Source organism: Thioclava electrotropha, from assembly GCF_002085925.2.
GTDB lineage: Bacteria > Pseudomonadota > Alphaproteobacteria > Rhodobacterales > Rhodobacteraceae > Thioclava > Thioclava electrotropha.
The window spans coordinates 514,080-533,120 of the sequence record NZ_CP053562.1 but is presented as its reverse complement, the minus strand read 5'-3'; the positions used below and the strand labels follow the sequence as shown (position 1 = coordinate 533,120).

Here is a 19,041-nt window from a genome sequence, read left to right as displayed (position 1 = left end):
CCCTTCGGGTTACTCAGGCCTTGTCGAGTTCGAAGGCATCATGCAGGGCCTGAACCGCCAGTTCCAGATATTTGCGGTCGACCAGCACCGAAATCTTGATTTCCGACGTAGCGATAACCTTGATGTTAACGTTTTCAGCGGCCAGCGCCTTGAACATCTTCGCCGCGACCCCCGCGTGGGAGCGCATACCGATGCCCACGACGGAAATCTTTGCCACGTCTTCGTCGGCGACCAGTTCGTCGAATTTGATCAGCCCGGCGTCGCGGGCGTCTTCCATCGCCTTGCGGGCGCGGGCGACCTGATTGACCGGGCAGGAGAAGGTCATGTCGGTGACCTTGACCTCGTGTTCGGCCTGACGCTCGGAGATGTTCTGGACGATCATGTCGACGTTCACCCCCGCATCCGCGAGCGGCCCGAAGATCGCGCTGGCGATGCCGGGGCGGTCTTCGACCGTCACGAGGGTCATTTTCGCTTCGTCGCGGGAAAAGGCGACGCCGGAGACAACTTTCGATTCCATGATTTTATCCTCGTCGCAGACCAGAGTGCCCGAATTCTCCGTGGTTTCCTCGAAGGAGCTTAGCACGCGCAGCGGCACCTTGTAGCGCATCGCGAGCTCGACCGAGCGGGTTTGCAGAACCTTCGCCCCGAGGCTCGCGAGTTCCAGCATCTCCTCGAAGGCGATGCGGTCGAGCTTGCGCGCCTTGGAGGAAACGCGCGGGTCGGTGGTGTAGATGCCGTCGACATCGGTGTAGATGTCGCAACGCTCCGCGCCGAATGCGGCGGCGAACGCCACGGCGGTCGTGTCCGAGCCGCCCCGGCCGAGCGTGGTGATCCGGTTTTCCGGCGAGAGCCCCTGGAAGCCCGCGATCACCGCGACCTTGAAGCCCTCGGAGAATTTCTGGTCGAGATTTTCGCGCGGGATCGACACGAAGCGCGCCGCGCCATGGGCCGAAGTCGTGTTGATCGGCACCTGCCAGCCCTGCCAGCTGCGCGCGGAGACACCCATCTCCTGCAGGCGCAGCGACATCAGACCGGCGGTGATATTCTCGCCCGAGGCGACCACGGCGTCATATTCGCGCGCGTCATAGAGCGGCGAAGTGGTCTCGACCCAGTTGACGAGTTCATTGGTCTTGCCCGACATCGCCGAGACAATCACGATGACATCGTAACCGCGTTCGACTTCGCGCTTCACCTTTTCGGCGGCGTTGGCGATCCGGTCGAGATCGGCGACGGAAGTGCCGCCGAATTTCATCACCAGAATGGGCATGGAAATCCCCCTTGGGCAGAGTCGGGCCTCTGCTAGCTCAAGCCGTTGGGCCGCGCAAGAGATTTGGCGTTTTGCGGGCCTCAGATCGGCGCTGGGGGCGCTGCCCCTCTTCGCTCGCGCGAATTCACCCCGGGATATTTGGAAAGAGCGAAAAGGGTCAGTTCGTCTTGCGCGTGGACACGAAGGGCAGCGGCAGAACCGGCAGCCCGTCCTCCAGCAACTTGCGCGCCTCTTCAGGCTTCGCCTCGCCGTGGATCGCGCGTTTCTTTGCGGTGCCTTCGTGCATGGCGCGCGCTTCCGTAGCGAAATTCATGCCGACGTAATCGGAATTCTTCTCGATCTCGCGGCGCATCGCGGCAAGGGCCTGCTCAGCCTCGGATTGCGGCTGCGAGAGAGGGCGTTCAGGGGCGGGCTCGCCCGTCTTGCGCGTCTGTGCGACAGGCGGTGCCATCAGAGATTTCTCGACCTTTTTCGAACCGCAGATCGCACATTCCAGCTGGCCTGCGGCTTTGAGCGCCTCGAACCCGGAGGCCGAGGGGAACCAACTGTCGAAGCGGTGCTCATTCTCGCATTGCAGCGTATAACGGATCATGTCTGCATCTCCCGGATGCATATGCAAATAAGCGTTTTAGGCCGCGATGCAAGCGCATCGCAGTCGCTCAGAGCCGTGTAAGGAGCGCCTTTGCAAGGCTTTCGACATCGGCAGGCGGGCCGAGAGCCCCCCGTGCGGCGCGCGCCATTTCGGCCTGCGCGTCGGCGTCGAGCGCGGTGAAGGCGGCCGCAAGATCGGCTTCGGTTTCGCAAAGCCGCGCCCCGCCTGCCGCATCGAGCGCGGCATAGGCCTCGGCGAAATTCGCGACATCGGGACCGTGCAGCAAGGCGCAGCCGAAGCCCGCGGGCTCATAGGGGGTATGGCCGCCCTTTTCGACGAGCGAGCCGCCTACGAAACACAGGCCTGCGCTCGCATACCAGCGGCCCATCTCGCCCAGCGTATCGGCCAGATAGACCTCCGCCGTCGGAGGCTCGTCCTTCGAGCGAGTGGTATGGCGCAGCCCGGCCTTGGCGATCAGCGCCGCGATCTCGGGCGCACGGCGCGGATGGCGCGGAGCGAGGATCAGGCGCAGGCCGGGGCGGCGCGCGCGCGCCGTCGCGAAGGCGGCAAGGATCGGCGCGTCTTCTCCCTCATGGGTCGAGGCAGCCAGAACCGTATCGCTGCGCGGCCAGTCGAGCGGCACACCGGGCGCGACGGTGATCGCCGTCTTGAGATTGGCGGGCGGCATCAGTCGATCACGCGGCAGTCCGAGATCGACGAACCGCGCCTCGGATCCCGCATCCTGCGCCGAGAGCGCGCTGATCTGCGCGACCATCGGCTGCGCCATCCCGATCTTCGCCCAGCGCGCGGCAGAGCGAGCCGACATCCGTGCGCCGATCACGAAGATCGGCCGCCCCGCATCGGCCATCAGAGCCATGCGGTTCGGCCAAAGCTCATTCTCGATCACGACCAGCGCGCGGGGATCATGCCGCGACAGAAACCGTCGCAGCGCGGCGCGATGATCGAGCGGCGCCATGCGGATCGCGATGCGCGGATCGGCCCAGCCCTGCCCCAGCTCGCGCGCCGTCACCGTGTTCACCGTCACCAACAGCTGCACCGCGGGATCTGCGGTCAGCAGCGCATAGATCAAAGGCTTGGCGGAGGTCAGCTCTCCGTTCGAAGCCGCATGCAGCCACAGACGGTGCGGCGCGGCCTCCCCGCCGCCCAACCGCTCCGCCAGAGCGCTCCGGCTTTCCCGCCCGCGCAGAACGCGCCAGAGCAGCGCCGCCAGAACAGGCAGGCTCGCGATACTGACGAGAAGGCGGTAGAGGACCATGAAAGGCTCCGGCAGGATTTGCGCCATAGAACGGATCACCCCCCTCACAGGCAAGCCCCTCCTTGCGTTTTCGCAAAGCGACTTTGCGCGAATGAACGGGTCATGGCCTTGTTTCCCGCGCGGCAGCTTGCGAAAGTCTTGCCCGGAGGCGCAGTTCGGGAGGGGCTCATGGAGCAATACGATTACATCGTGGTCGGCGGTGGCAGCGCAGGCTGCGTTCTGGCGAACCGTCTGTCGGAAGATCCGAAAAACAAGGTGCTGCTGCTGGAAGCAGGCGGGCGCGACAATTACCACTGGGTGCATATCCCGGTGGGCTACCTGTACTGCATCGGCAATCCGCGCACCGATTGGGGCTACAAGTCGAAAGCCGATCCCGGTCTGAACGGGCGCGAGCTGCTCTATCCGCGCGGGCGTATCCTTGGCGGCTGCTCCTCGATCAACGGCATGATCTACATGCGCGGTCAGGCGCGCGATTACGATATGTGGGCGCAGTCGGGCAATCCCGGCTGGAGCTGGGACGACGTGCTGCCGCTGTTCAAGAAACAGGAAGATTTCTATCGCGGCGAAAGCGACCTGCATGGCGCGGGCGGCGAATTGCGGGTGGAAGAAGCCCGCGTGCGCTGGGAGATGCTCGACACCTTCCTCGAAGCCGCTGAGGAGGCAGGCTTCCCGCGCACCGACGATTTCAACACCGGCACCAACGAAGGCGGCGGCTATTTCCACGTCACGCAGAAAGCCGGCTGGCGCTGGAGCGCGGTGAAAGCCTTCCTGAGACCCGCGATGAAACGCCCGAACCTGCGGATCGAGACCAATGCGCAGGTCGAAAAGCTCTTGATCGAGGACGGTCGCGTCATCGGCATCCGCTACAATCAGAATGGCCAGAGCCATGACGTGAAGGCGGGCGAAACGGTCCTCTCGGCGGGCTCGGTAGGTTCCGTGCAAATCCTTGAGCTGTCGGGGATCGGGCGCGGCGACGTGCTGTCCGAGAATGGCATTACCCCGGTGGCCGAGGTCGATGGCGTGGGCGAGAACCTGCAGGACCACCTGCAACTGCGCCTCATCTACAAGGTCTCGGGCGTCAAAAGCCTCAACACCATGTCCTCGACCCTTTGGGGCAAGGCGAAGATCGGCATGGAATATGCGCTGTTCCGCTCGGGGCCGATGTCGATGTCGCCCTCGCAAGCCGGGATCTTCACGCGCAGCTTCCCCGAGAAGGAAACGCCCGATCTGGAATATCACGTCCAGCCGGTCAGCCTCGACAAGTTCGGCGATGCGGTCCACCCCTTCCCCGGCATGACGGCGAGCGTGTGCAACCTGCGCCCCGAAAGCCGCGGTCATGTGCATATCACCTCGCCCGATTTCCGCGCCCATCCCGAGATCGCGCCGAATTACCTCTCGACCGAGGGCGACCGCCGCGTCGCCGCCGAAGCGATCCGGCAGGTCCGCCGCGTCGCCTCGCAACCCGCTTTCGCGAAATACAAACCCGAGGAATACAAGCCCGGCCCGGACTATCAGACCGAGGCGGATCTCGTGAAAGCGGCGGGCGATATCGGCACCACGATCTTCCACCCCGTCGGCACCTGCCGGATGGGCTCCGATGACGGCGCGGTGGTGGACTCGCGGCTGCGGTTGAAAGCGCTGAAAGGACTGCGCATCGCGGATGCCTCGGTGATGCCGACGATCACCTCGGGCAACACCAACGCGCCGACGATGATGATCGCCGAGAAGGCCGCGCAGATGATCCTCGAGGACGCGAAGGGCTGAGGGTTCGGAGGGGGCGCTGCCCCCGCTCCTTCGGAGCCCCCCGGGATATTTTCGCCAAGAGGAAGAACGGCTTTCCTTCCTCTTGGTCTAAATATCCCCGCCGGAGGCATCCGACATTGGGCAGAGGCGCGACGCTTCGATCACTTGGCGATGCGGGCCACCAACTCCTCGCGCAGAACGCCCTCATCGGTGCCCGTGTCGCGGGCAAGGCGCTTGAGGCCGAAGTGGACGCGAGCGATTTCCTGATAATAGCTGGTGAAGGCGTAGTTGACGGCCGCGCCTGCGACCGCGCCAAGAACCGGGGCCGCCTGAGCCGCGAGTTTCTGACCCAGCACGATCGACAGGCGCGGCGCGACCTTGGCGATCAGCGACTTCAGGCTCGGCCCGGTGATGGTGGCGCGCGCGGCGAGGAAGCTCAGATCCATCCCGTCATCATCCTCGAGCGGCCCGGCAGAGGCGAAGACCCGCAGGCATTCGAGCCGCACCTCTTCCGAGGCCGGATCGAAGCCATGTTCGGCGGCGATGCCCTGAATAGCCCGCAGCAGCATTGTGACCGTGAAGGGCAATTCCGCGAGCGAACTGCCCAAGCCACCGACACCGCCCGCCGCGCCCATCGCGGTGGTCAGCGTGCGGTTCATCCAGTCGGGCCGGTCCGAGACGATCCCGCGCGAGCGTTCGGCGGCGGTCATCGCGCCTGACAGCGCGCGTTCCGTCGCCCCGTCCAGCCCATTGCGCACAGGGGTAGGCAATTTGCCCAAGAGCCCCTCGGCGGAGCCTCCGATATAGCCGATCACCTGCATCACCACGCCGCCCGCTGCGCGGTGACGTTTCGCGAGCGAGTCGAGCTGACCCAGAATCGCCGGGTCGCTCACGGGGGGAAGAATATCTGCCATCATCGCCTCCTTGCCTTTCCCAGATATGGGGCGGGGGAGGCGCTTCGGCAATCAGTCGTCTTTCTCGACTTGGCCTTTGACGCCGTCCCATGCGCCGGGCACCAGTTCGAGGCCCAGAACGCGGTCGGGGTTGGTGGGCGGCGGCATCTCGACATCGTGGAGCTTCTCGAAGCCAAAGCGCTGGTAATAGGGCGCGTCGCCCACCAGCAGCACCCGCTCCCAGCCCAGATCGGCGGCGCGGGAGAGGCTTTCATGCATCAGGATACCGCCCAGCCCTTCGCCCTGCCGCGTCGGGTGGACCGCGATCGGCCCCAGCAGCAGCACGCGCTTGCCGCCCACCCTGACCGGCCAGAAGCGGATCACCGCAGCGAGGATGCCGTCCTGGCGCAGCGTGAGGCAAAGCGGGCGCACGGGATCGACCCCGTCGCGCAGCCGGTAGGAGGACAACGCCGTGCGACCCGGCGCAAAGCAGAGGTCATAGAGCGCCTCGACTTCCCACCAGTCTTCCGCCGTCTCTTGTTCGAGCTGATACATACGCCCGCCGCCCCTTTCAGGCTGCCCCTTTCCTGCGCGGTAGCATGCGCTAAGTTCGGGATCAAACAGGAGAAAGCATGTTCTATCGCACCTCGGATGGCCACCCTCTCGCCCATAACCCGTTCAATTCCATCGTCGCCCCGCGTCCGATCGGCTGGATTTCGACGCGCAGCGCGATGGGAGACAACCTCGCGCCCTACTCCTTCTTCAACGCGGTCGCCTATACGCCACCGCAGGTGATGTTCTCCTCGACCGGGGTGAAACCCGACCGCGACGGCACGAAGGACAGCGTCTCGCAGCTGCGCGAAGCGGGCGTGTTCTGCGCCAATCTCGTGACCTATGCGCTGAAGGATCAGATGAACGCCTCCTGCGCCAATTATCCTGCAGGCACCGATGAGTTCGCCGAATGCGGGATCGAGAAGGCGGAATGCGAGACCATCGATTGCCCGCGTGTGGCCGCGGCGCCTGCCTCGCTCGAATGTCGCGTGGTGCAGGTGATCAAGCTGCTGGGCGAGGGGAATTACCTCGTGCATGGCGAGGTGACTGGCATCCATATTGCGGACGATTGCCTGAAGGACGGGCTCTATTCGCCGCCCGACCGTCTTGTTCGGCTCGGCAATCGCGGCGATTACGCGGCCGTGTCGGAAACCTTCGAGATGCTGCGGCCTAAGCTCTGACGCGCGCGCGGGCCCGGCTGCGGCGACCTTCGACGAGCGTGTAGAGACCGCTCGCCACGATCAGCGCCGCACCCACGATCATCGCCGCATCGGGCCGCTCGCCGAACACGACCGCGCCGAGGATCAGCGCGAAGATCAGGCGGGTGTAGCGGAAGGGCGTGATGACCGAGACCTCGCCCATCCGCATCGCCTTGGTCAGCGACCAATAGGCGAGGCTGCCGAAGGCCACCGCACCGGCCACGTCGCGCAGCGCAAAGAGATCGGGCGTCGTCACACCGCCGAAGATCAGCAGGATCAGCACGCCGGTCGGGATCAGCATCATGAAACCGTAGAAGCTGAGCTGGAAATTCGACAGGACCGGCGGGCAGGCGCGCGTCGCCAGATCGCGCCCCGCGAACCCCAGCATCCCCAGCACGGTCCAAAGGGCTGCCGGGACGAAACCGTCGAGGCCGGGGCGCAGTACGATCAGCACGCCGATGAACCCGATCCCCACCGCGACCCAGCGGCGGATGCCGACGCGTTCGGAAAACACCACCGCGGCGCCTGCAACCACCACGAGCGGCGTCGCCTGCAGGATCGCGGAGGCATTGGACAGCGGCGTCAGCGCGATCCCCAGCGTGTAGCCGAGACGCCCCACCACTTCGAGCGCGAGCTTGATCAGGAGCGGTTTCGAGGCGAGCGCCGGATGCAGCAGACGCTGCCCGCGCGCGGTGATGAGTACTGCGAAGACCGCCATCCCGCCGAGGCCGAATAGCATCAGCACCACGCCCACCGCGAGATGGGTCGAGGCGGATTTGACGAACATGTCTTCCATCGCGAAGGCCGCCATCGCGACGACCATCAGCACCGAGCCGCGGATATTTTCCATAGATCCTCCCGTGGGGACTCCCATACCCCCCTGCGCCGATAGACCGCGCGGCAAGTGGCTGCAATCCCTCTTTCCTCCCGGGGCCGTGGCGCTTAGGCTCGCTGCGACGCGGAAAAGACAGGCGAAGGATGCGCAGAATGGACAGAATGATCGGGGTGATCGGCGGCTCGGGCGTCTATCAGATCAACGGGCTCGAAGGGGCCGAATGGATCACCGTCGAGACGCCGTTCGGCGCGCCCTCCGATCAGGTACTGACCGGCACGCTGGACGGTGTGAAGATGGCCTTCCTGCCCCGCCACGGGCGCGGCCATGTCGAGACGCCGACCACCGTTCCCTACCGCGCCAATATCGCCGCGATGAAGCAGCTGGGTGTGACCGATCTGATCGCCGTCTCGGCCGTGGGCTCGCTGAAAGAGGCCTATGCGCCGGGCGATTTCCTGATCGTGGACCAGTATATCGACCGCACCTTCGCCCGCGAGAAGACCTTCTTCGGTCCCGGCATGGTAGGCCACGTCTCGGTCGCGCATCCTGTTTGCTCCGACCTCTCGGCAGCCTGCGCCGAGGCCGCGCGCAAGACCGGCGTGAGCGTCCATGAGGGCGGCACCTATGTCGCGATGGAGGGTCCGCAATTCTCGACCAAGGCCGAGAGCGAGCTTTACCGCCAATGGGGCGCCGACGTGATCGGCATGACCGGCATGCCCGAGGCCAAGCTCGCCCGCGAGGCGGAGCTGCATTACGCCTGCGTCGCGATGATCACCGATTACGACTGCTGGCACCCCGATCATGATGCCGTGGATGTGGCGCAGGTCGTTGCCGTCGCAATGAAGAACGCCGATAAGGCGCGCGATCTGGCCGCGGCTCTGCCCGGTCTGCTGAAGGGCGCTGCGGGCGATTGCGCCACCGGCTGCACCCACGCCCTCGACAGCGCGATCATGACCGCCCCCGACAAGCGCGACCCCGAGATGGCGCGCAAACTGAAGACCATCGCGGGCCGCGTGCTCGACCTCTGAGGATCCCATGACCAACGTCAAAGACTATATCCGCACCATCGCCGATTTCCCCCATGAGGGGATCATGTTCCGCGATGTGACGACGCTTTTCGCCGATCCGCGCGGCTTCCGCATGGCGATCGACCAGCTGCTGCACCCGTGGGCGGGCCAGCAGATCGACAAGGTCGTGGGGCTGGAAGCGCGCGGCTTCATCATCGGCGGCGCGATCGCGCATCAGCTGTCGAAAGGTTTCGTGCCGATCCGCAAGAAGGGCAAGCTCCCGGGCCAGACGATTTCGCAGGCTTATCAGCTGGAATATGGCGAGGCAGTGATGGAGATGCATGAGGATGCGATCAAGCCCGGCGAGAAGGTTCTGGTCGTCGACGATCTGCTGGCCACCGGCGGCACCGCGCAGGCGGGCATCCAACTGATCGAGCGCGTCGGCGGCGAGATCGTGGGCCTCTCCTTCATCGTCGATCTGCCGGAACTGGGCGGACGCAAACTGCTCGAAGATCGCGGCATGAATGTCAGCGTTCTGTGCGAATTCGAGGGGGCGTGAGCCCCCGTCCCGTCCCCGCCATTCTCGCCGTCGTGATCCGCGACGGTCAGGCGCTGCTGGTACAGCGGGCGAACCCGCCAGATGCCGGGCTCTGGGGCTTTCCCGGCGGCAAGGTCGAGTTCGGCGAGACGCTTCTTGCGGCAGCAGAGCGCGAGTTGCTGGAGGAAACCGGCGTGCAGGCGCGGGCCACCCATGCCTTCAACGCGCTCGACGTCCTCGCGGATGATGGAAAGGGCACGCTGGAGCATCACTTCGTGCTGGTCGCGGTCGAATGCCAGTGGCAGGCCGGAGAGCCGGTCGCGGACGACGACGCGCTGGATGCACGCTGGGTCGCTATCGACCGGATGGAGGAGGACCTTCCCCTCAGCCGCGACGTGGCGCGGATCGCGCGACAGGCCGCCGCGCTCGGACCGCGTTAACGTCTTTCTTACGCGAATCGACCTAACCTGAACGGGCCTGATGGTTCGGCTGCTTGCAATGACACGTGAACCAGAACGCCGCGCTCCGCCTGCTCTCCTGGCGGGGCGCGTTTCTCTTGGCCCTCAGCGCTCCGCCAGCACCGCGCCGGGGTTGAGAATGCCCTTGGGGTCGAGCGCCGCCTTGATCGCGCGCATCGCGGCCAGCTTGCCCGGATCGCCGTAACGCTCCAGATCGCCCACTTTCAGCCGCCCGATCCCGTGCTCGGCCGAGATCGAGCCGCCAAAGCGGTCCACCAGATCGTAGACCGTTTCGGGGATCGCACGACGCAGGTTCTCGTATTCCTTGCGGTCGCGCCCCTCGGCGGGGAAGGCGTTGAAATGCAGATTGCCGTCGCCGACATGGCCGAAGCAGTTGATCCGGATATTGCCGAGGTCGAGAAGCGCATCACGCGCCTCTTCGATGAAAGCGGCCAGTTTCGGCAGCGGCAATGAGATGTCATGGCTCGAGATCGATCCGATCCGCTTGTTCGCCTCCGGCAGGCTCTCGCGCAGGGACCACATCTCGGCGCGCTGGCTCTCGGAGCTTGCGATCACCCCATCGCTGACCAGTCCCTCGGCCGCTTCGAACAGCTCTGCCAGCGCCTCCTCCGGCGCCAGCCCCTCGGGCAGACCGATCTCGATAAGCACCGACCAGTCGGGGCGCGCCTCGAAAGGTTGATGCACCTCCGGCCCGACCTCGTCGAGAAAGCGCAGCCCCTGCCCCGAGATCATCTCGAAGGCCGACACGCAGCCCGGCATCCGGGCCTCGGCCAGTTCCAGCAGTTCCAGCGCGGCGGCGGGGCTTTCGACCACCATCATCGCCGTGCCGACCGCCGCCGGGCGCGGGAACAGCCGCAGGGTCGCCGCCGTGATGATCCCGAGCGTGCCCTCGGACCCGATCAGCAGGTCCTTCAGATCGTAGCCGGTATTGTCCTTGCGCAGATGCTTGAGGCCGGAGATCACCGTGCCATCGGCCAGCACCGCCTCGACGCCCAGACACAGCTCGCGCGCGTTGCCATAGCGCAGTACGTTCACCCCGCCCGCATTGGTCGCCAGCACACCGCCGATCCGGGCAGAGCCCTGGCTTGCGATCGTCAGCGGGAACAGCCGCTCCGCGCCTTCCGCCGCCTGCTGGGCCTCGAGCAGCGTCGCGCCGGCCTCGATCTCCAGAACATGGCCGGTGACCGCACGGACGGCATTCATTTTTTCGAGGCTCAGGATGACTGGCACGGGACCGTCTTCGGTGATCTGGCCGCCGACCAGACCGGTGCCGCCGCCATAGGGCAGCACGGCGACGCCCGCCGCGTGACAGTGCTTCAGAACCGCTGCGACCTCTTCGGTCGACGTCGGCTTGACCAGAACTCCGCCAAGGCCGTGATACCGCCCGCGCGGCTCTTCCAGATAGGACGCGCCCGGCGCCCCGAGGCTCAGGCCCGGCACCGCGTCCCGCAGCGTCTCGACGAAACTTTCATCAGCGGCGGTGCGCATCTCTGCCTCCTTCGGCTTGGCTGAAATATCCCGGGGGGTGAGCCAGGATCAGTGGCCTTCCGGTGGAAGGACGCCCCGGCGAACGCCCGTAGCACAAGCGAAGGGCCGGACGTCCGTCGCCAGCATATCCGTCCCTATCGGACATCCGTCCGTCCCCGGCGATCCGAGCGCAGGTTGGAATAAAGGACATGATTGCGCCAGCGCCCGTTGATCTGCAGGTAGCTCTGCGCGACGCCCTCGTATTTGAAACCGGACTTCTCCAGCACCCCACGCGAGGCCGCGTTCTCCGGCAGGCAGGCCGCCTCGATGCGGCTCAGGTCGAGCTTGGTGAAAGCGTAATGAACCACGGCCTCGATCGCCTCACGCATATAGCCATGACGCGCGTGGCGTTGGCCGATCCAATAGCCCAGCGTGCCCGCCTGCGCCGGTCCGCGCCGGATATTGTCGAGCGTGATCGCCCCCAGAAAAATGTCATCGCGGCGCGAGAACAGAAATACGGGAACGGCGGTGCCATTCGCGATCGCGCGCGCCGCCCAATAGACCCGGTTCGAGAACGCCTTGCGGCTGAGGTGGTCGGAGGACCAGCTCGGCTCCCACGGCACCAGGAAGTCGCGGCTATCCTCGCGCAGGCTGGCCCACGGGCGATAATCCCCATGCTGCGGCGGACGCAGGATCATTCGATCCGTATCGATCCGCAGCTGACGACGACGCGCGAACATCAGGCGGCGAGCCTTTCGCGCAGCTCCCCAAGCTCGGGCGCATCTTTGACCGGGCCGTAAAGCGCCATGGCCGTGCGCCCGCCGACGGCGAGCCGTTCGCCGAAATCGCGCACCGCATCGCGGGTGACGCTGTCGATCCGCGCCGAGGCCTCGTCGATCCCGGGCACCCGGCCCCAGATATAGAGGCTGCGCGCCATGCGTTCGGCGCGCGCCGAGGCGCTTTCCAGCCCCATCAGCAGCCCTGCCTTGATCTGGGCGCGGGCGCGGGCGATCTCGACCTCGGTCATATCCTCGGCGGCGCGCTTAAGCTCGTCGATGGTCAGTTCGGCCAAGCCGCGGACCTCGTCGCCGGAGGTGCCCGCATAGACGGTGAACATGCCGGTATCCTCGTAGGCGCCTGCCTGCGAGAAGATCGTGTAGCACAGACCCCGTTCTTCGCGGATCTTCTGGAACAGGCGCGAGGACATGCCGCCGCCCATCGCCACCGAATAGACCTGTGCGGTGTAGAGATCGGCGTCGCGATAGCTGGGCGACTCGATGCCAAGCGCGAAATGCGCCTGTTCGAGCTGTTTGATCTCGCGCCGCTCATTGCCGATCCATTTCGCGGGATAGGGCGCGGGATTCAGCGCGGGGCGCAGGTCGCCGAAGATATCCTCGGCACGCTTCACGATTTCCGCGTGATCGACCGCGCCAGCGGCCGAGAGGATCATCTGATCGGGGCCGTAATGTTCGGTCACAAAAGCAGAGAGATCATCGCGCGCGAAGCTGCGGACCTTCTCCGCCGGGCCGAGGATCGTGCGGCCCATCGGCTGATCGGGGTACGCGGCCTCTTGCAGCCAGTCGAAGATCACGTCGTCGGGCGTGTCGAGCGACTGGCCGATCTCTTGCAGGATCACGCCGCGCTCCACCTCGATCTCGCGCTGATCGAAGACCGGGTTCAAGAGGATGTCTGAAATCACGTCGAGCGCGAGCGGCACATCCTCGGCCAGCACGCGGGCGTAGTAAGCGGTCATCTCGCGCGAGGTATAGGCGTTGATATAGCCGCCCACGTCCTCGATCGCTTCCGCGATCTGCAGCGCCGAGCGCGTCTTCGTGCCCTTGAACGCCATATGTTCGAGGAAATGTGCGATGCCGTTCTGCTCGGGGCGCTCGTGGCGGCCACCGGCCGTGATCCAGACGCCGATCGCGGCAGAGGCGAGGCCCGGCATCGACTCGGTGATGATGCGCAGACCATTCTTCAGGGTGGTCATTTCGATCATGTGCGGCGGCGCTCCCGGATCAGGGCTTCAAGGTCTGCAAGGTCATTCGGCACGCGGGTCACGCGCTCCTCGCGGGTGAACAGGTCTGCCATGCGCGGCGGCAGGTCGGGGCGGATGCCCGTCGCCTCTTCCACCGCATCGGGGAACTTGGCAGGATGCGCAGTGGCGAGCGTGATCATCGGCGTGGCCGGGTCGCGCGCGACCGCCGTTTTGCCGACGTTCACGCCGACAGCCGAATGCGGACAGAGCAGCTCGCCGGTTTCCTTGAGCGTATCGCCGATCTCTTCCATCGTGCGCGCCTCGCCAACCGAACCGCTGTCGTAGATGTCGCGCAGCGCACCGATCGCGTTTTCGGAGACGGTGAAGGAGCCTTCGGTTTTCAGCTCGTCCATCAGCTTCTCGATCGCGCCCCCGTCCTTGCCATAGGCCCAGAACAGCGCGCGCTCGAAATTCGAGCTTACCTCGATATCCATAGACGGCGAGATCGAGGGCGTGACGCCCTGCTTGGTGTAATCGCCCTTCTCGAGGCAGCGATGCAGAATGTCGTTCTGGTTCGTCGCGATCACCAGACGCTCGACCGGCAGGCCCATTTCCTTCGCAAGGAAGCCCGCAAAAATATCGCCGAAATTGCCGGTGGGCACGGTGAAGGAGACCTTGCGATGCGGCGCACCAAGCACCACGGCCGAGGAAAAGAAATAAACGATCTGCGCCAGCACGCGGGCGAAGTTGATCGAGTTCACGCCCGCCAGACCGACCTCATCGCGGAAGTCAAAGTCGTTGAACATGTCCTTCAGCTTGCCCTGGCAATCGTCGAAATCACCATCGAGCGCGAGCGCGTGGACATTGCTCTCGATAGGCGTCGTCATCTGGCGGCGCTGCACTTCGGAGACACGGCCATGCGGGAAGAGGATGAACACGTCGACATTGTCGAGCCCGCGGAACGCCTCGATCGCCGCCGAGCCGGTATCGCCCGAGGTGGCGCCGACGATGGTGATCTTCTGGTTGCGCTTTTGCAGTTCGATCTGGAACAGCTGCCCGATCACCTGCATCGCGAAATCCTTGAACGCGAGCGTGGGGCCGTGGAACAGCTCCAGCAGGAAATGGTTCGGCGCCAGCTGCACCATCGGCGCGCGGGCGACATGGCCAAAGCCGGAATAGGCACGCGTGATGGCGCCGCGCAGTTCCTCGTCCGAGAAAGTCTCGGAGACGAAGGGCTTCATCACACGGAAAGCCACCTCTTCGTAGGGCTGCCCTGCGAGCGCTGCGATCTCATCGGCGGAGAACTGCGGCACGGTCTCAGGCACGTAAAGCCCGCCGTCACGGGCAAGCCCCGTCAGCATCGCATCGCCGAAATTCAGAACCGGGGCTTTGCCCCGAGTGGAAACATAACGCATCGTCAATCCTCAGGCCTGTTGCCGCCTGATACGCCAGAGAAGAAAGATTGTCATCCCAGCCCAGACGATTGCGAGCAAAAACCAGGTGATCGCGTAGCCGAGGTGGTCATTGGGGATGCCGGTGATGGTCACGGGGACCGGCGTTATGCCCTGCGCGGCCCCTTGAACGGTGCGGGCGACGATCAGGATCGGCTCGGTCCCGAGCTTGGCGGCCATAGCGGGCACGTCGCGGGCAAACCAGATGCCGGTCTTGGCGTCGGGCTCGGGCGTGTAGCTGTCGGTCTCTTCGGGCCAGTGCAGGTTGCCGGTGACGGTGAGCTCCGTAGCGGGGCGGTCGGTGCCCTTTTCACCCTCGGGGATGAAGCCGCGATCGAGCAGGATCTTGCGGCCCTGATCGGTCTCGAAGGCGTCGATGACCCGGTAGCCCGCGCCGACGCCCTTCTGACCCGAGAGCACAAGGATCTCCTGGCCCGTCGTGCGCCCGCTTACCGTGACGGGTTCGTATTTCAGCGGCTTGGTGTCGGTGCCTTCAGGCGGCAGCGCCTGCGGCTGACCTTCGATCTTGGCGGAAATCTCGGCCAGCATCGCCTCTTTCCAGCCAAGGCGCTGCACCTGCCAGATGCCGAGCGAGATCAGGATCGCGCAGCCGACGATGCCCAGCAGCAGCGGAAAGATGTAGCGTTTCATCAAGCCTCCAACAAAGCGGCGCGAGGGTCGCCCCCCGCGCCGATCTGCGCATTTGCGTGTTAATGCCGGGGGCGCTTACGCGCTGCCCCAGATATAGATCGACGCGAACAGGAAGAGCCAGACCACATCGACGAAGTGCCAGTACCAGGCGGCCGCCTCGAAGCCGACATGCTCGTTCTGGGTCATCTGGCCCTTTACGATGCGGATCAGGCAGACCAGCAGGAAGATCGTCCCGATGATCACGTGCGCCCCGTGGAAGCCCGTCGCCATGAAGAAGTTGGCGCCGTAGATATTGCCCGCCAGACCGAAGGCCGCGTGGCTGTATTCATAGGCCTGCAGCACCGTGAAACAGGCGCCGAGGACGACCGTGAGGATCAGGCCCTGCTTGACTTGGCTGCGGTCGTTTTCATGCACCAGCGCATGGTGTGCCCAAGTGAGCGTCACACCCGACAGCAGCAGGATCACGGTGTTGATCAGCGGCAGGTGCCACGGATCGAAAGTCACGATGCCCTCGGGCGGCCATACGCCATCCTGAATGGGGCTCATCGGGCCCATCGGATACATGGCGTGCTTGAAGAAGCTCCAGAACCAGGCCGCGAAGAACATCACTTCGGACATGATGAATAGGATGAAGCCATAGCGCAGGCCGATGCGCACCACCGGGGTGTGATCGCCCACTTCGCCCTCGTGGACTACGTCCGACCACCAGCCATACATGGTGTAGAGCACCACGAGCAGGCCGCCGAAGAAGACGTAATGGGTAATGCTCTGCATCCAGAGCACCGCCCCGAAGAGCATGATGAAGCCGCCCACTGCACCGAGGAATGGCCAGATCGAGGGCGGTAGTATGTGGTAGTCGTGGTTCTTTGCGTGGGCCATGCGTCTCCCTCCGATGGCTAGTTGACCGTCTCCGTCTCCCTTTGACGGACCGAGGCAGTTTCCTCCGGCTCGGGAAGGTCGGTTTCATAGAAAGTATAGCTCAACGTGATCGCGTGAATCCGCTTCGCATCGGCATCCTCGACAATGTCGGGATCGACGAAGAAGCTCACCGGCATCTGCACCCTCTCCCCGGGTTGCAGCACCTGTTCGGTGAAGCAGAAACATTGGATCTTGTCGAAATAGTAGCCAGCCACGTCGGGCGAGACATTGTAGCTCGCCGTGCCCGCGATCGGATGATCGGTCGGGTTGTAGGCCTCGTAGAAGGCGAGCCCGTTCTGCCCGATCTTCAGTTTCATCTCGGTCTGGACCGGCTTGAACTCCCACGGCATGCCGCGCGCGACATTCGCGTCGAAACGCACGAGGATCTCGCGGTCGAGCACTTTGTCGGGCAGCACCTCGGCGGTGTTGGTCGTGCCGCCATAGCCGGTGGTCTTGCAGAACCAGTTGTAGAACGGCACTGCAGCCCAGGCCCCTGCCCCCATCACGACGATCACCGCGAGCAGCGAGAGCAGCACGCGCGTGTTCGACCGATCTGCGGGGCGTTGGGTCATTGCGAAGCCCCTTCCGCCGGCAGCACGGAGGCGCGCGGTTGGTGGTCGTAGGCTTCCATTTTCGAGCCGTTCTCGACCTTGACCACGGTCAGGCCGAAGACGATTGCGACGAACCCGAGAAGAACCGCGCCCAGCCCCGCATTGCGCGAGAACCGACGGATATGAAGGTCACTGTCCCGGGTGATTGCCATCGCTTACCAGACTCCCAAACCGATATAGCTCAGCCCCGCTTCGGCCAGCAAAGCTGCGAAATGCGCGAAGAGGTAGATGAGCGAGAAATAGAAGAAGCGCTTCTCGACCGCGTATTTGTCGGCCTCCGCCTGCGCTTCGGTGCGGGCGTGGATGTCGATCGCGCCCTTGATGAACAGCGCATTCATGATCAGCGCCGTCGCGAAATAGACCGGGCCACCGATCGAGGTGAAACCCGTGCCGACCGCGATGGGGGCGAGGATGAAAGCGTAGAACAGGATGTTCTTTCGCGTGACCAGACGACCGTGGGTCGAGGTCAGCATCGGCACTTTCGCCTCGTCGTAATCGGCCTTCATGAACAGCGCGAGCGACCAGAAATGCGGCGGCGTCCAGAGGAAGACCAGCAGGAACATCGCCACGGATTCGATCGAGATACCGCCCGTCGACACGGCCCAGCCGATCATCGGAGGGAACGCGCCTGCCGCGCCGCCGATCACGATGTTCTGCGGCGTCGCCCGCTTGAGCCACATCGTGTAGACGACGACGTAGAAGAAGATGGTGAAGGCGAGGAACAGGCCCGAGAAGATATTCGTGGCCAGCGCCAGCATCACGCAGGAGATGCCCGACAGCGCGAGGCCGAAGCCCAGCGCCTCGCGTTCCGAGATGCGGCCCGCCGGGATCGGACGGTTCCGGGTGCGACGCATGATGCGGTCGATATCCGCGTCATACCACATGTTCAGCGCGCCCGAGGCCCCGCCGCCCAGCGCGATGAACAGGATCGCGACGAAGCCCACGAAGGGATGCACCGGATTCGGCGCGACCACGAGACCGACGAAGGCGGTAAAGACCACCAGCGACATCACGCGCGGCTTCAGAAGCGCGATGTAGTCGCCGAACCGCGCCTCGTTGTCCTGTTGGCGGATATAGCTGATGTCACTCATGAAAGCGTCCCTCGGGTGTTATCGCACAATGAATTCAGTTCTGTGCGACCCGAACCGCGCCATCCGTCTCGACCGAGGCGAAGTCATTCTTCGCACGCTCAAGCCAGTTAGCGTAAACTTCCGGTGAGACAACTTTGACCACGATGGGCATGTAAGCGTGATTGGTGCCGCAAAGCTCCGAACACTGGCCGAAATACACACCTTCTTGATCGGCCTTAAACCACAATTGCGCGATCCGGCCCGGCACGGCGTCCTGCTTCACGGCGAAGGCGGGCACGGTCCAGCTGTGAATCACGTCCGCGCCAGTGACTTGCACGACGATCGTCTTGCCCGCGGGCACGACCATCGCGTTGTCGGCGGCCAGCAGATATTCGTCGGGCGCATAGCCATGATCTGCGAGCTCGTCTTTCGCCAGCATCAGCGAATCGAACGCCACGCCCTCATCGGGGTATTCATAGCCCCAGTACCACTGGTAGCCGGTCACCTTAACGGTGATGTCGCCTTCCGGGATTTCCTGCTGATTCCACAGCGCGGGCAGCGAAAACGCCCCGATCGCCACGAGAATCACGATCGGCACAAAGGTCCAGGTGATCTCGAGCGGCGTGTTATGGGTGAAGCTGCGCGGCGTCGGATTGGCGCGGCTGTTGAAGCGCAGGATCGCGTAGATGATCAGCGCGAACACGAAAACGCAGATCGCGGCGATGATCACCAGCAGCATATGGTCGAGCCATTGCTGATCTTCCGCGAGGTTCGAGGACGCGGGCTGGAACCCCGTCCCGCCCAGATGCGGCTTACCGATCACCGGCAGCCCCTTGATCATGTCCTGAGCCGAGGCCTGCCCGGCGACGATCGTCAACATAACAGCCGACGTGACAGCGGCCGCGATGCCGCGGCCCTTGCTTGCAAAGCGCATAAGTCCCATGTCTCCCTTTTGGCGGCGTTTCTCCCTGCCGCCCGACGGCGTTCGGATCTCCCAAACCGTTCACCGTTGCGTGTT

21 protein-coding genes are annotated in these 19,041 nt (G+C 64.5%); 5 read left to right on the top strand and 16 right to left on the bottom strand.

The genetic code is table 11. The features are described from left to right. Positions 1-13: 13 nt before the first annotated feature. The 3 genes from AKL02_RS02655 to AKL02_RS02645 all read right to left on the bottom strand — a co-directional run bounded on the left by AKL02_RS02655 (position 14) and on the right by AKL02_RS02645 (position 3,135). Complete coding sequence (locus AKL02_RS02655; RefSeq protein ID WP_078521836.1) at positions 14-1,267, bottom strand: aspartate kinase; 1,254 nt, start codon at positions 1,265-1,267, stop codon at positions 14-16. A 157-nt stretch (positions 1,268-1,424) separates the two neighbouring features. Beyond that, positions 1,425-1,859 (bottom strand): DUF1178 family protein, encoded by a 435-nt coding sequence (locus AKL02_RS02650; protein ID WP_083077713.1) that lies wholly within the window; start codon positions 1,857-1,859, stop codon positions 1,425-1,427. 67 nt (positions 1,860-1,926) lie between these two features. Then, positions 1,927-3,135 (bottom strand): 3-deoxy-D-manno-octulosonic acid transferase, encoded by a 1,209-nt coding sequence (locus AKL02_RS02645; RefSeq protein WP_083077784.1) that lies wholly within the window; start codon positions 3,133-3,135, stop codon positions 1,927-1,929. 168 nt (positions 3,136-3,303) lie between these two features. Here AKL02_RS02645 and AKL02_RS02640 point away from each other — a divergent pair, with 168 nt between their 5' ends. Further along, entirely contained in the window at positions 3,304-4,899 is a 1,596-nt protein-coding gene (locus AKL02_RS02640; RefSeq protein WP_083077714.1) for a GMC family oxidoreductase, read from the top strand. A gap of 140 nt (positions 4,900-5,039) precedes the next feature. On the opposite strand, the gene AKL02_RS02635 is transcribed toward AKL02_RS02640, so the two are convergent. Both AKL02_RS02635 and AKL02_RS02630 read right to left on the bottom strand, forming a co-directional pair. Further along, complete coding sequence (locus AKL02_RS02635) at positions 5,040-5,795, bottom strand: EcsC family protein (protein WP_078545270.1); 756 nt, start codon at positions 5,793-5,795, stop codon at positions 5,040-5,042. 48 nt (positions 5,796-5,843) lie between these two features. Beyond that, positions 5,844-6,326 (bottom strand): GNAT family N-acetyltransferase, encoded by a 483-nt coding sequence (locus AKL02_RS02630; protein WP_083077715.1) that lies wholly within the window; start codon positions 6,324-6,326, stop codon positions 5,844-5,846. Positions 6,327-6,403: 77 nt separating this feature from the next. On the opposite strand from AKL02_RS02630, the gene AKL02_RS02625 reads away from it, so the two are divergent. Next, positions 6,404-7,003, top strand: a complete 600-nt coding sequence (locus AKL02_RS02625; RefSeq protein WP_083077716.1) for a flavin reductase family protein — start codon at positions 6,404-6,406, stop codon at positions 7,001-7,003. Here AKL02_RS02625 and AKL02_RS02620 read toward each other — a convergent pair. Further along, a complete protein-coding gene (locus AKL02_RS02620) occupies positions 6,993-7,871 on the bottom strand; it encodes a DMT family transporter (protein ID WP_078540221.1) in 879 nt (292 codons plus the stop codon). The genes AKL02_RS02625 and AKL02_RS02620 overlap by 11 nt on opposite strands. A gap of 137 nt (positions 7,872-8,008) precedes the next feature. On the opposite strand from AKL02_RS02620, the gene AKL02_RS02615 reads away from it, so the two are divergent. Genes AKL02_RS02615 through AKL02_RS02605 form a run of 3 tightly spaced genes read left to right on the top strand, consistent with a single transcriptional unit; the run spans position 8,009 to position 9,838 of the window. Continuing rightward, positions 8,009-8,881 carry an S-methyl-5'-thioadenosine phosphorylase gene (locus tag AKL02_RS02615; RefSeq protein ID WP_083077717.1) on the top strand — a complete coding sequence of 291 codons (873 nt, stop codon included), beginning with the start codon at positions 8,009-8,011 and terminating at the stop codon, positions 8,879-8,881. 7 nt (positions 8,882-8,888) lie between these two features. Then, complete coding sequence (locus AKL02_RS02610; RefSeq protein ID WP_078521850.1) at positions 8,889-9,419, top strand: adenine phosphoribosyltransferase; 531 nt, start codon at positions 8,889-8,891, stop codon at positions 9,417-9,419. Further along, positions 9,416-9,838, top strand: coding sequence for an NUDIX hydrolase (locus tag AKL02_RS02605; protein WP_083077718.1), 423 nt, complete (start codon positions 9,416-9,418; stop codon positions 9,836-9,838). The genes AKL02_RS02610 and AKL02_RS02605 overlap by 4 nt, the downstream gene beginning before the upstream one ends. Before the next feature lie 123 nt (positions 9,839-9,961). Here the strand turns inward: AKL02_RS02605 and AKL02_RS02600 are convergent, their stop codons facing one another. The 10 genes from AKL02_RS02600 to coxB all read right to left on the bottom strand — a co-directional run bounded on the left by AKL02_RS02600 (position 9,962) and on the right by coxB (position 18,957). Continuing rightward, positions 9,962-11,365: an FAD-binding oxidoreductase gene (locus AKL02_RS02600; protein WP_083077719.1), complete on the bottom strand. Its 1,404-nt coding sequence runs from the start codon at positions 11,363-11,365 to the stop codon at positions 9,962-9,964. Between the two features lie 134 nt (positions 11,366-11,499). Then, positions 11,500-12,084 carry a GNAT family N-acetyltransferase gene (locus AKL02_RS02595; RefSeq protein ID WP_078604300.1) on the bottom strand — a complete coding sequence of 195 codons (585 nt, stop codon included), beginning with the start codon at positions 12,082-12,084 and terminating at the stop codon, positions 11,500-11,502. Beyond that, a complete protein-coding gene (locus tag AKL02_RS02590) occupies positions 12,084-13,343 on the bottom strand; it encodes a M16 family metallopeptidase (protein ID WP_078540225.1) in 1,260 nt (419 codons plus the stop codon). The genes AKL02_RS02595 and AKL02_RS02590 overlap by 1 nt, the downstream gene beginning before the upstream one ends. Continuing rightward, the gene (gene thrC, locus AKL02_RS02585; protein ID WP_083077720.1) at positions 13,340-14,737 is read right to left on the bottom strand and encodes a threonine synthase; all 1,398 of its coding nucleotides are present in this window, start codon (positions 14,735-14,737) and stop codon (positions 13,340-13,342) included. The genes AKL02_RS02590 and thrC overlap by 4 nt, the downstream gene beginning before the upstream one ends. A 9-nt stretch (positions 14,738-14,746) precedes the next feature. Beyond that, positions 14,747-15,427 (bottom strand): SURF1 family protein, encoded by a 681-nt coding sequence (locus tag AKL02_RS02580; RefSeq protein ID WP_083077721.1) that lies wholly within the window; start codon positions 15,425-15,427, stop codon positions 14,747-14,749. A gap of 72 nt (positions 15,428-15,499) precedes the next feature. Next, positions 15,500-16,303, bottom strand: coding sequence for a cytochrome c oxidase subunit 3 (locus tag AKL02_RS02575; RefSeq protein WP_078545248.1), 804 nt, complete (start codon positions 16,301-16,303; stop codon positions 15,500-15,502). 17 nt (positions 16,304-16,320) lie between these two features. Continuing rightward, positions 16,321-16,914: a cytochrome c oxidase assembly protein gene (locus tag AKL02_RS02570; RefSeq protein WP_078521866.1), complete on the bottom strand. Its 594-nt coding sequence runs from the start codon at positions 16,912-16,914 to the stop codon at positions 16,321-16,323. Next, positions 16,911-17,105 carry a cytochrome c oxidase system small membrane protein gene (locus AKL02_RS02565; protein ID WP_078540229.1) on the bottom strand — a complete coding sequence of 65 codons (195 nt, stop codon included), beginning with the start codon at positions 17,103-17,105 and terminating at the stop codon, positions 16,911-16,913. The genes AKL02_RS02570 and AKL02_RS02565 overlap by 4 nt, the downstream gene beginning before the upstream one ends. A gap of 3 nt (positions 17,106-17,108) precedes the next feature. Then, positions 17,109-18,044: a heme o synthase gene (cyoE, locus tag AKL02_RS02560; RefSeq protein ID WP_078545244.1), complete on the bottom strand. Its 936-nt coding sequence runs from the start codon at positions 18,042-18,044 to the stop codon at positions 17,109-17,111. A gap of 34 nt (positions 18,045-18,078) precedes the next feature. Continuing rightward, the gene (coxB, locus tag AKL02_RS02555) at positions 18,079-18,957 is read right to left on the bottom strand and encodes a cytochrome c oxidase subunit II (RefSeq protein WP_108722365.1); all 879 of its coding nucleotides are present in this window, start codon (positions 18,955-18,957) and stop codon (positions 18,079-18,081) included. Positions 18,958-19,041: the final 84 nt, after the last annotated feature.

Excerpts from the sequence above, each read along its gene's own strand:
- AKL02_RS02630 (WP_083077715.1), bottom strand. The coding sequence starts at position 6,326 with ATGTATCAGCTCGAACAAGAGACGGCGGAAGACTGGTGGGAAGTCGAG.
- AKL02_RS02565 (WP_078540229.1), bottom strand. The coding sequence starts at position 17,105 with ATGGCAATCACCCGGGACAGTGACCTTCATATCCGTCGGTTCTCGCGC.
- AKL02_RS02625 (WP_083077716.1), top strand. The coding sequence starts at position 6,404 with ATGTTCTATCGCACCTCGGATGGCCACCCTCTCGCCCATAACCCGTTC.
- AKL02_RS02570 (WP_078521866.1), bottom strand. The coding sequence starts at position 16,914 with ATGACCCAACGCCCCGCAGATCGGTCGAACACGCGCGTGCTGCTCTCG.
- AKL02_RS02640 (WP_083077714.1), top strand. The coding sequence starts at position 3,304 with ATGGAGCAATACGATTACATCGTGGTCGGCGGTGGCAGCGCAGGCTGC.
- AKL02_RS02635 (WP_078545270.1), bottom strand. The coding sequence starts at position 5,795 with ATGATGGCAGATATTCTTCCCCCCGTGAGCGACCCGGCGATTCTGGGT.
- AKL02_RS02590 (WP_078540225.1), bottom strand. The coding sequence starts at position 13,343 with ATGATCGAAATGACCACCCTGAAGAATGGTCTGCGCATCATCACCGAG.
- coxB (WP_108722365.1), bottom strand. The coding sequence starts at position 18,957 with ATGCGCTTTGCAAGCAAGGGCCGCGGCATCGCGGCCGCTGTCACGTCG.
- AKL02_RS02575 (WP_078545248.1), bottom strand. The coding sequence starts at position 16,303 with ATGGCCCACGCAAAGAACCACGACTACCACATACTACCGCCCTCGATC.
- AKL02_RS02610 (WP_078521850.1), top strand. The coding sequence starts at position 8,889 with ATGACCAACGTCAAAGACTATATCCGCACCATCGCCGATTTCCCCCAT.
- thrC (WP_083077720.1), bottom strand. The coding sequence starts at position 14,737 with ATGCGTTATGTTTCCACTCGGGGCAAAGCCCCGGTTCTGAATTTCGGC.
- cyoE (WP_078545244.1), bottom strand. The coding sequence starts at position 18,044 with ATGAGTGACATCAGCTATATCCGCCAACAGGACAACGAGGCGCGGTTC.
- AKL02_RS02655 (WP_078521836.1), bottom strand. The coding sequence starts at position 1,267 with ATGCCCATTCTGGTGATGAAATTCGGCGGCACTTCCGTCGCCGATCTC.
- AKL02_RS02620 (WP_078540221.1), bottom strand. The coding sequence starts at position 7,871 with ATGGAAAATATCCGCGGCTCGGTGCTGATGGTCGTCGCGATGGCGGCC.
- AKL02_RS02595 (WP_078604300.1), bottom strand. The coding sequence starts at position 12,084 with ATGTTCGCGCGTCGTCGTCAGCTGCGGATCGATACGGATCGAATGATC.
- AKL02_RS02650 (WP_083077713.1), bottom strand. The coding sequence starts at position 1,859 with ATGATCCGTTATACGCTGCAATGCGAGAATGAGCACCGCTTCGACAGT.
- AKL02_RS02645 (WP_083077784.1), bottom strand. The coding sequence starts at position 3,135 with ATGGTCCTCTACCGCCTTCTCGTCAGTATCGCGAGCCTGCCTGTTCTG.
- AKL02_RS02615 (WP_083077717.1), top strand. The coding sequence starts at position 8,009 with ATGGACAGAATGATCGGGGTGATCGGCGGCTCGGGCGTCTATCAGATC.
- AKL02_RS02600 (WP_083077719.1), bottom strand. The coding sequence starts at position 11,365 with ATGCGCACCGCCGCTGATGAAAGTTTCGTCGAGACGCTGCGGGACGCG.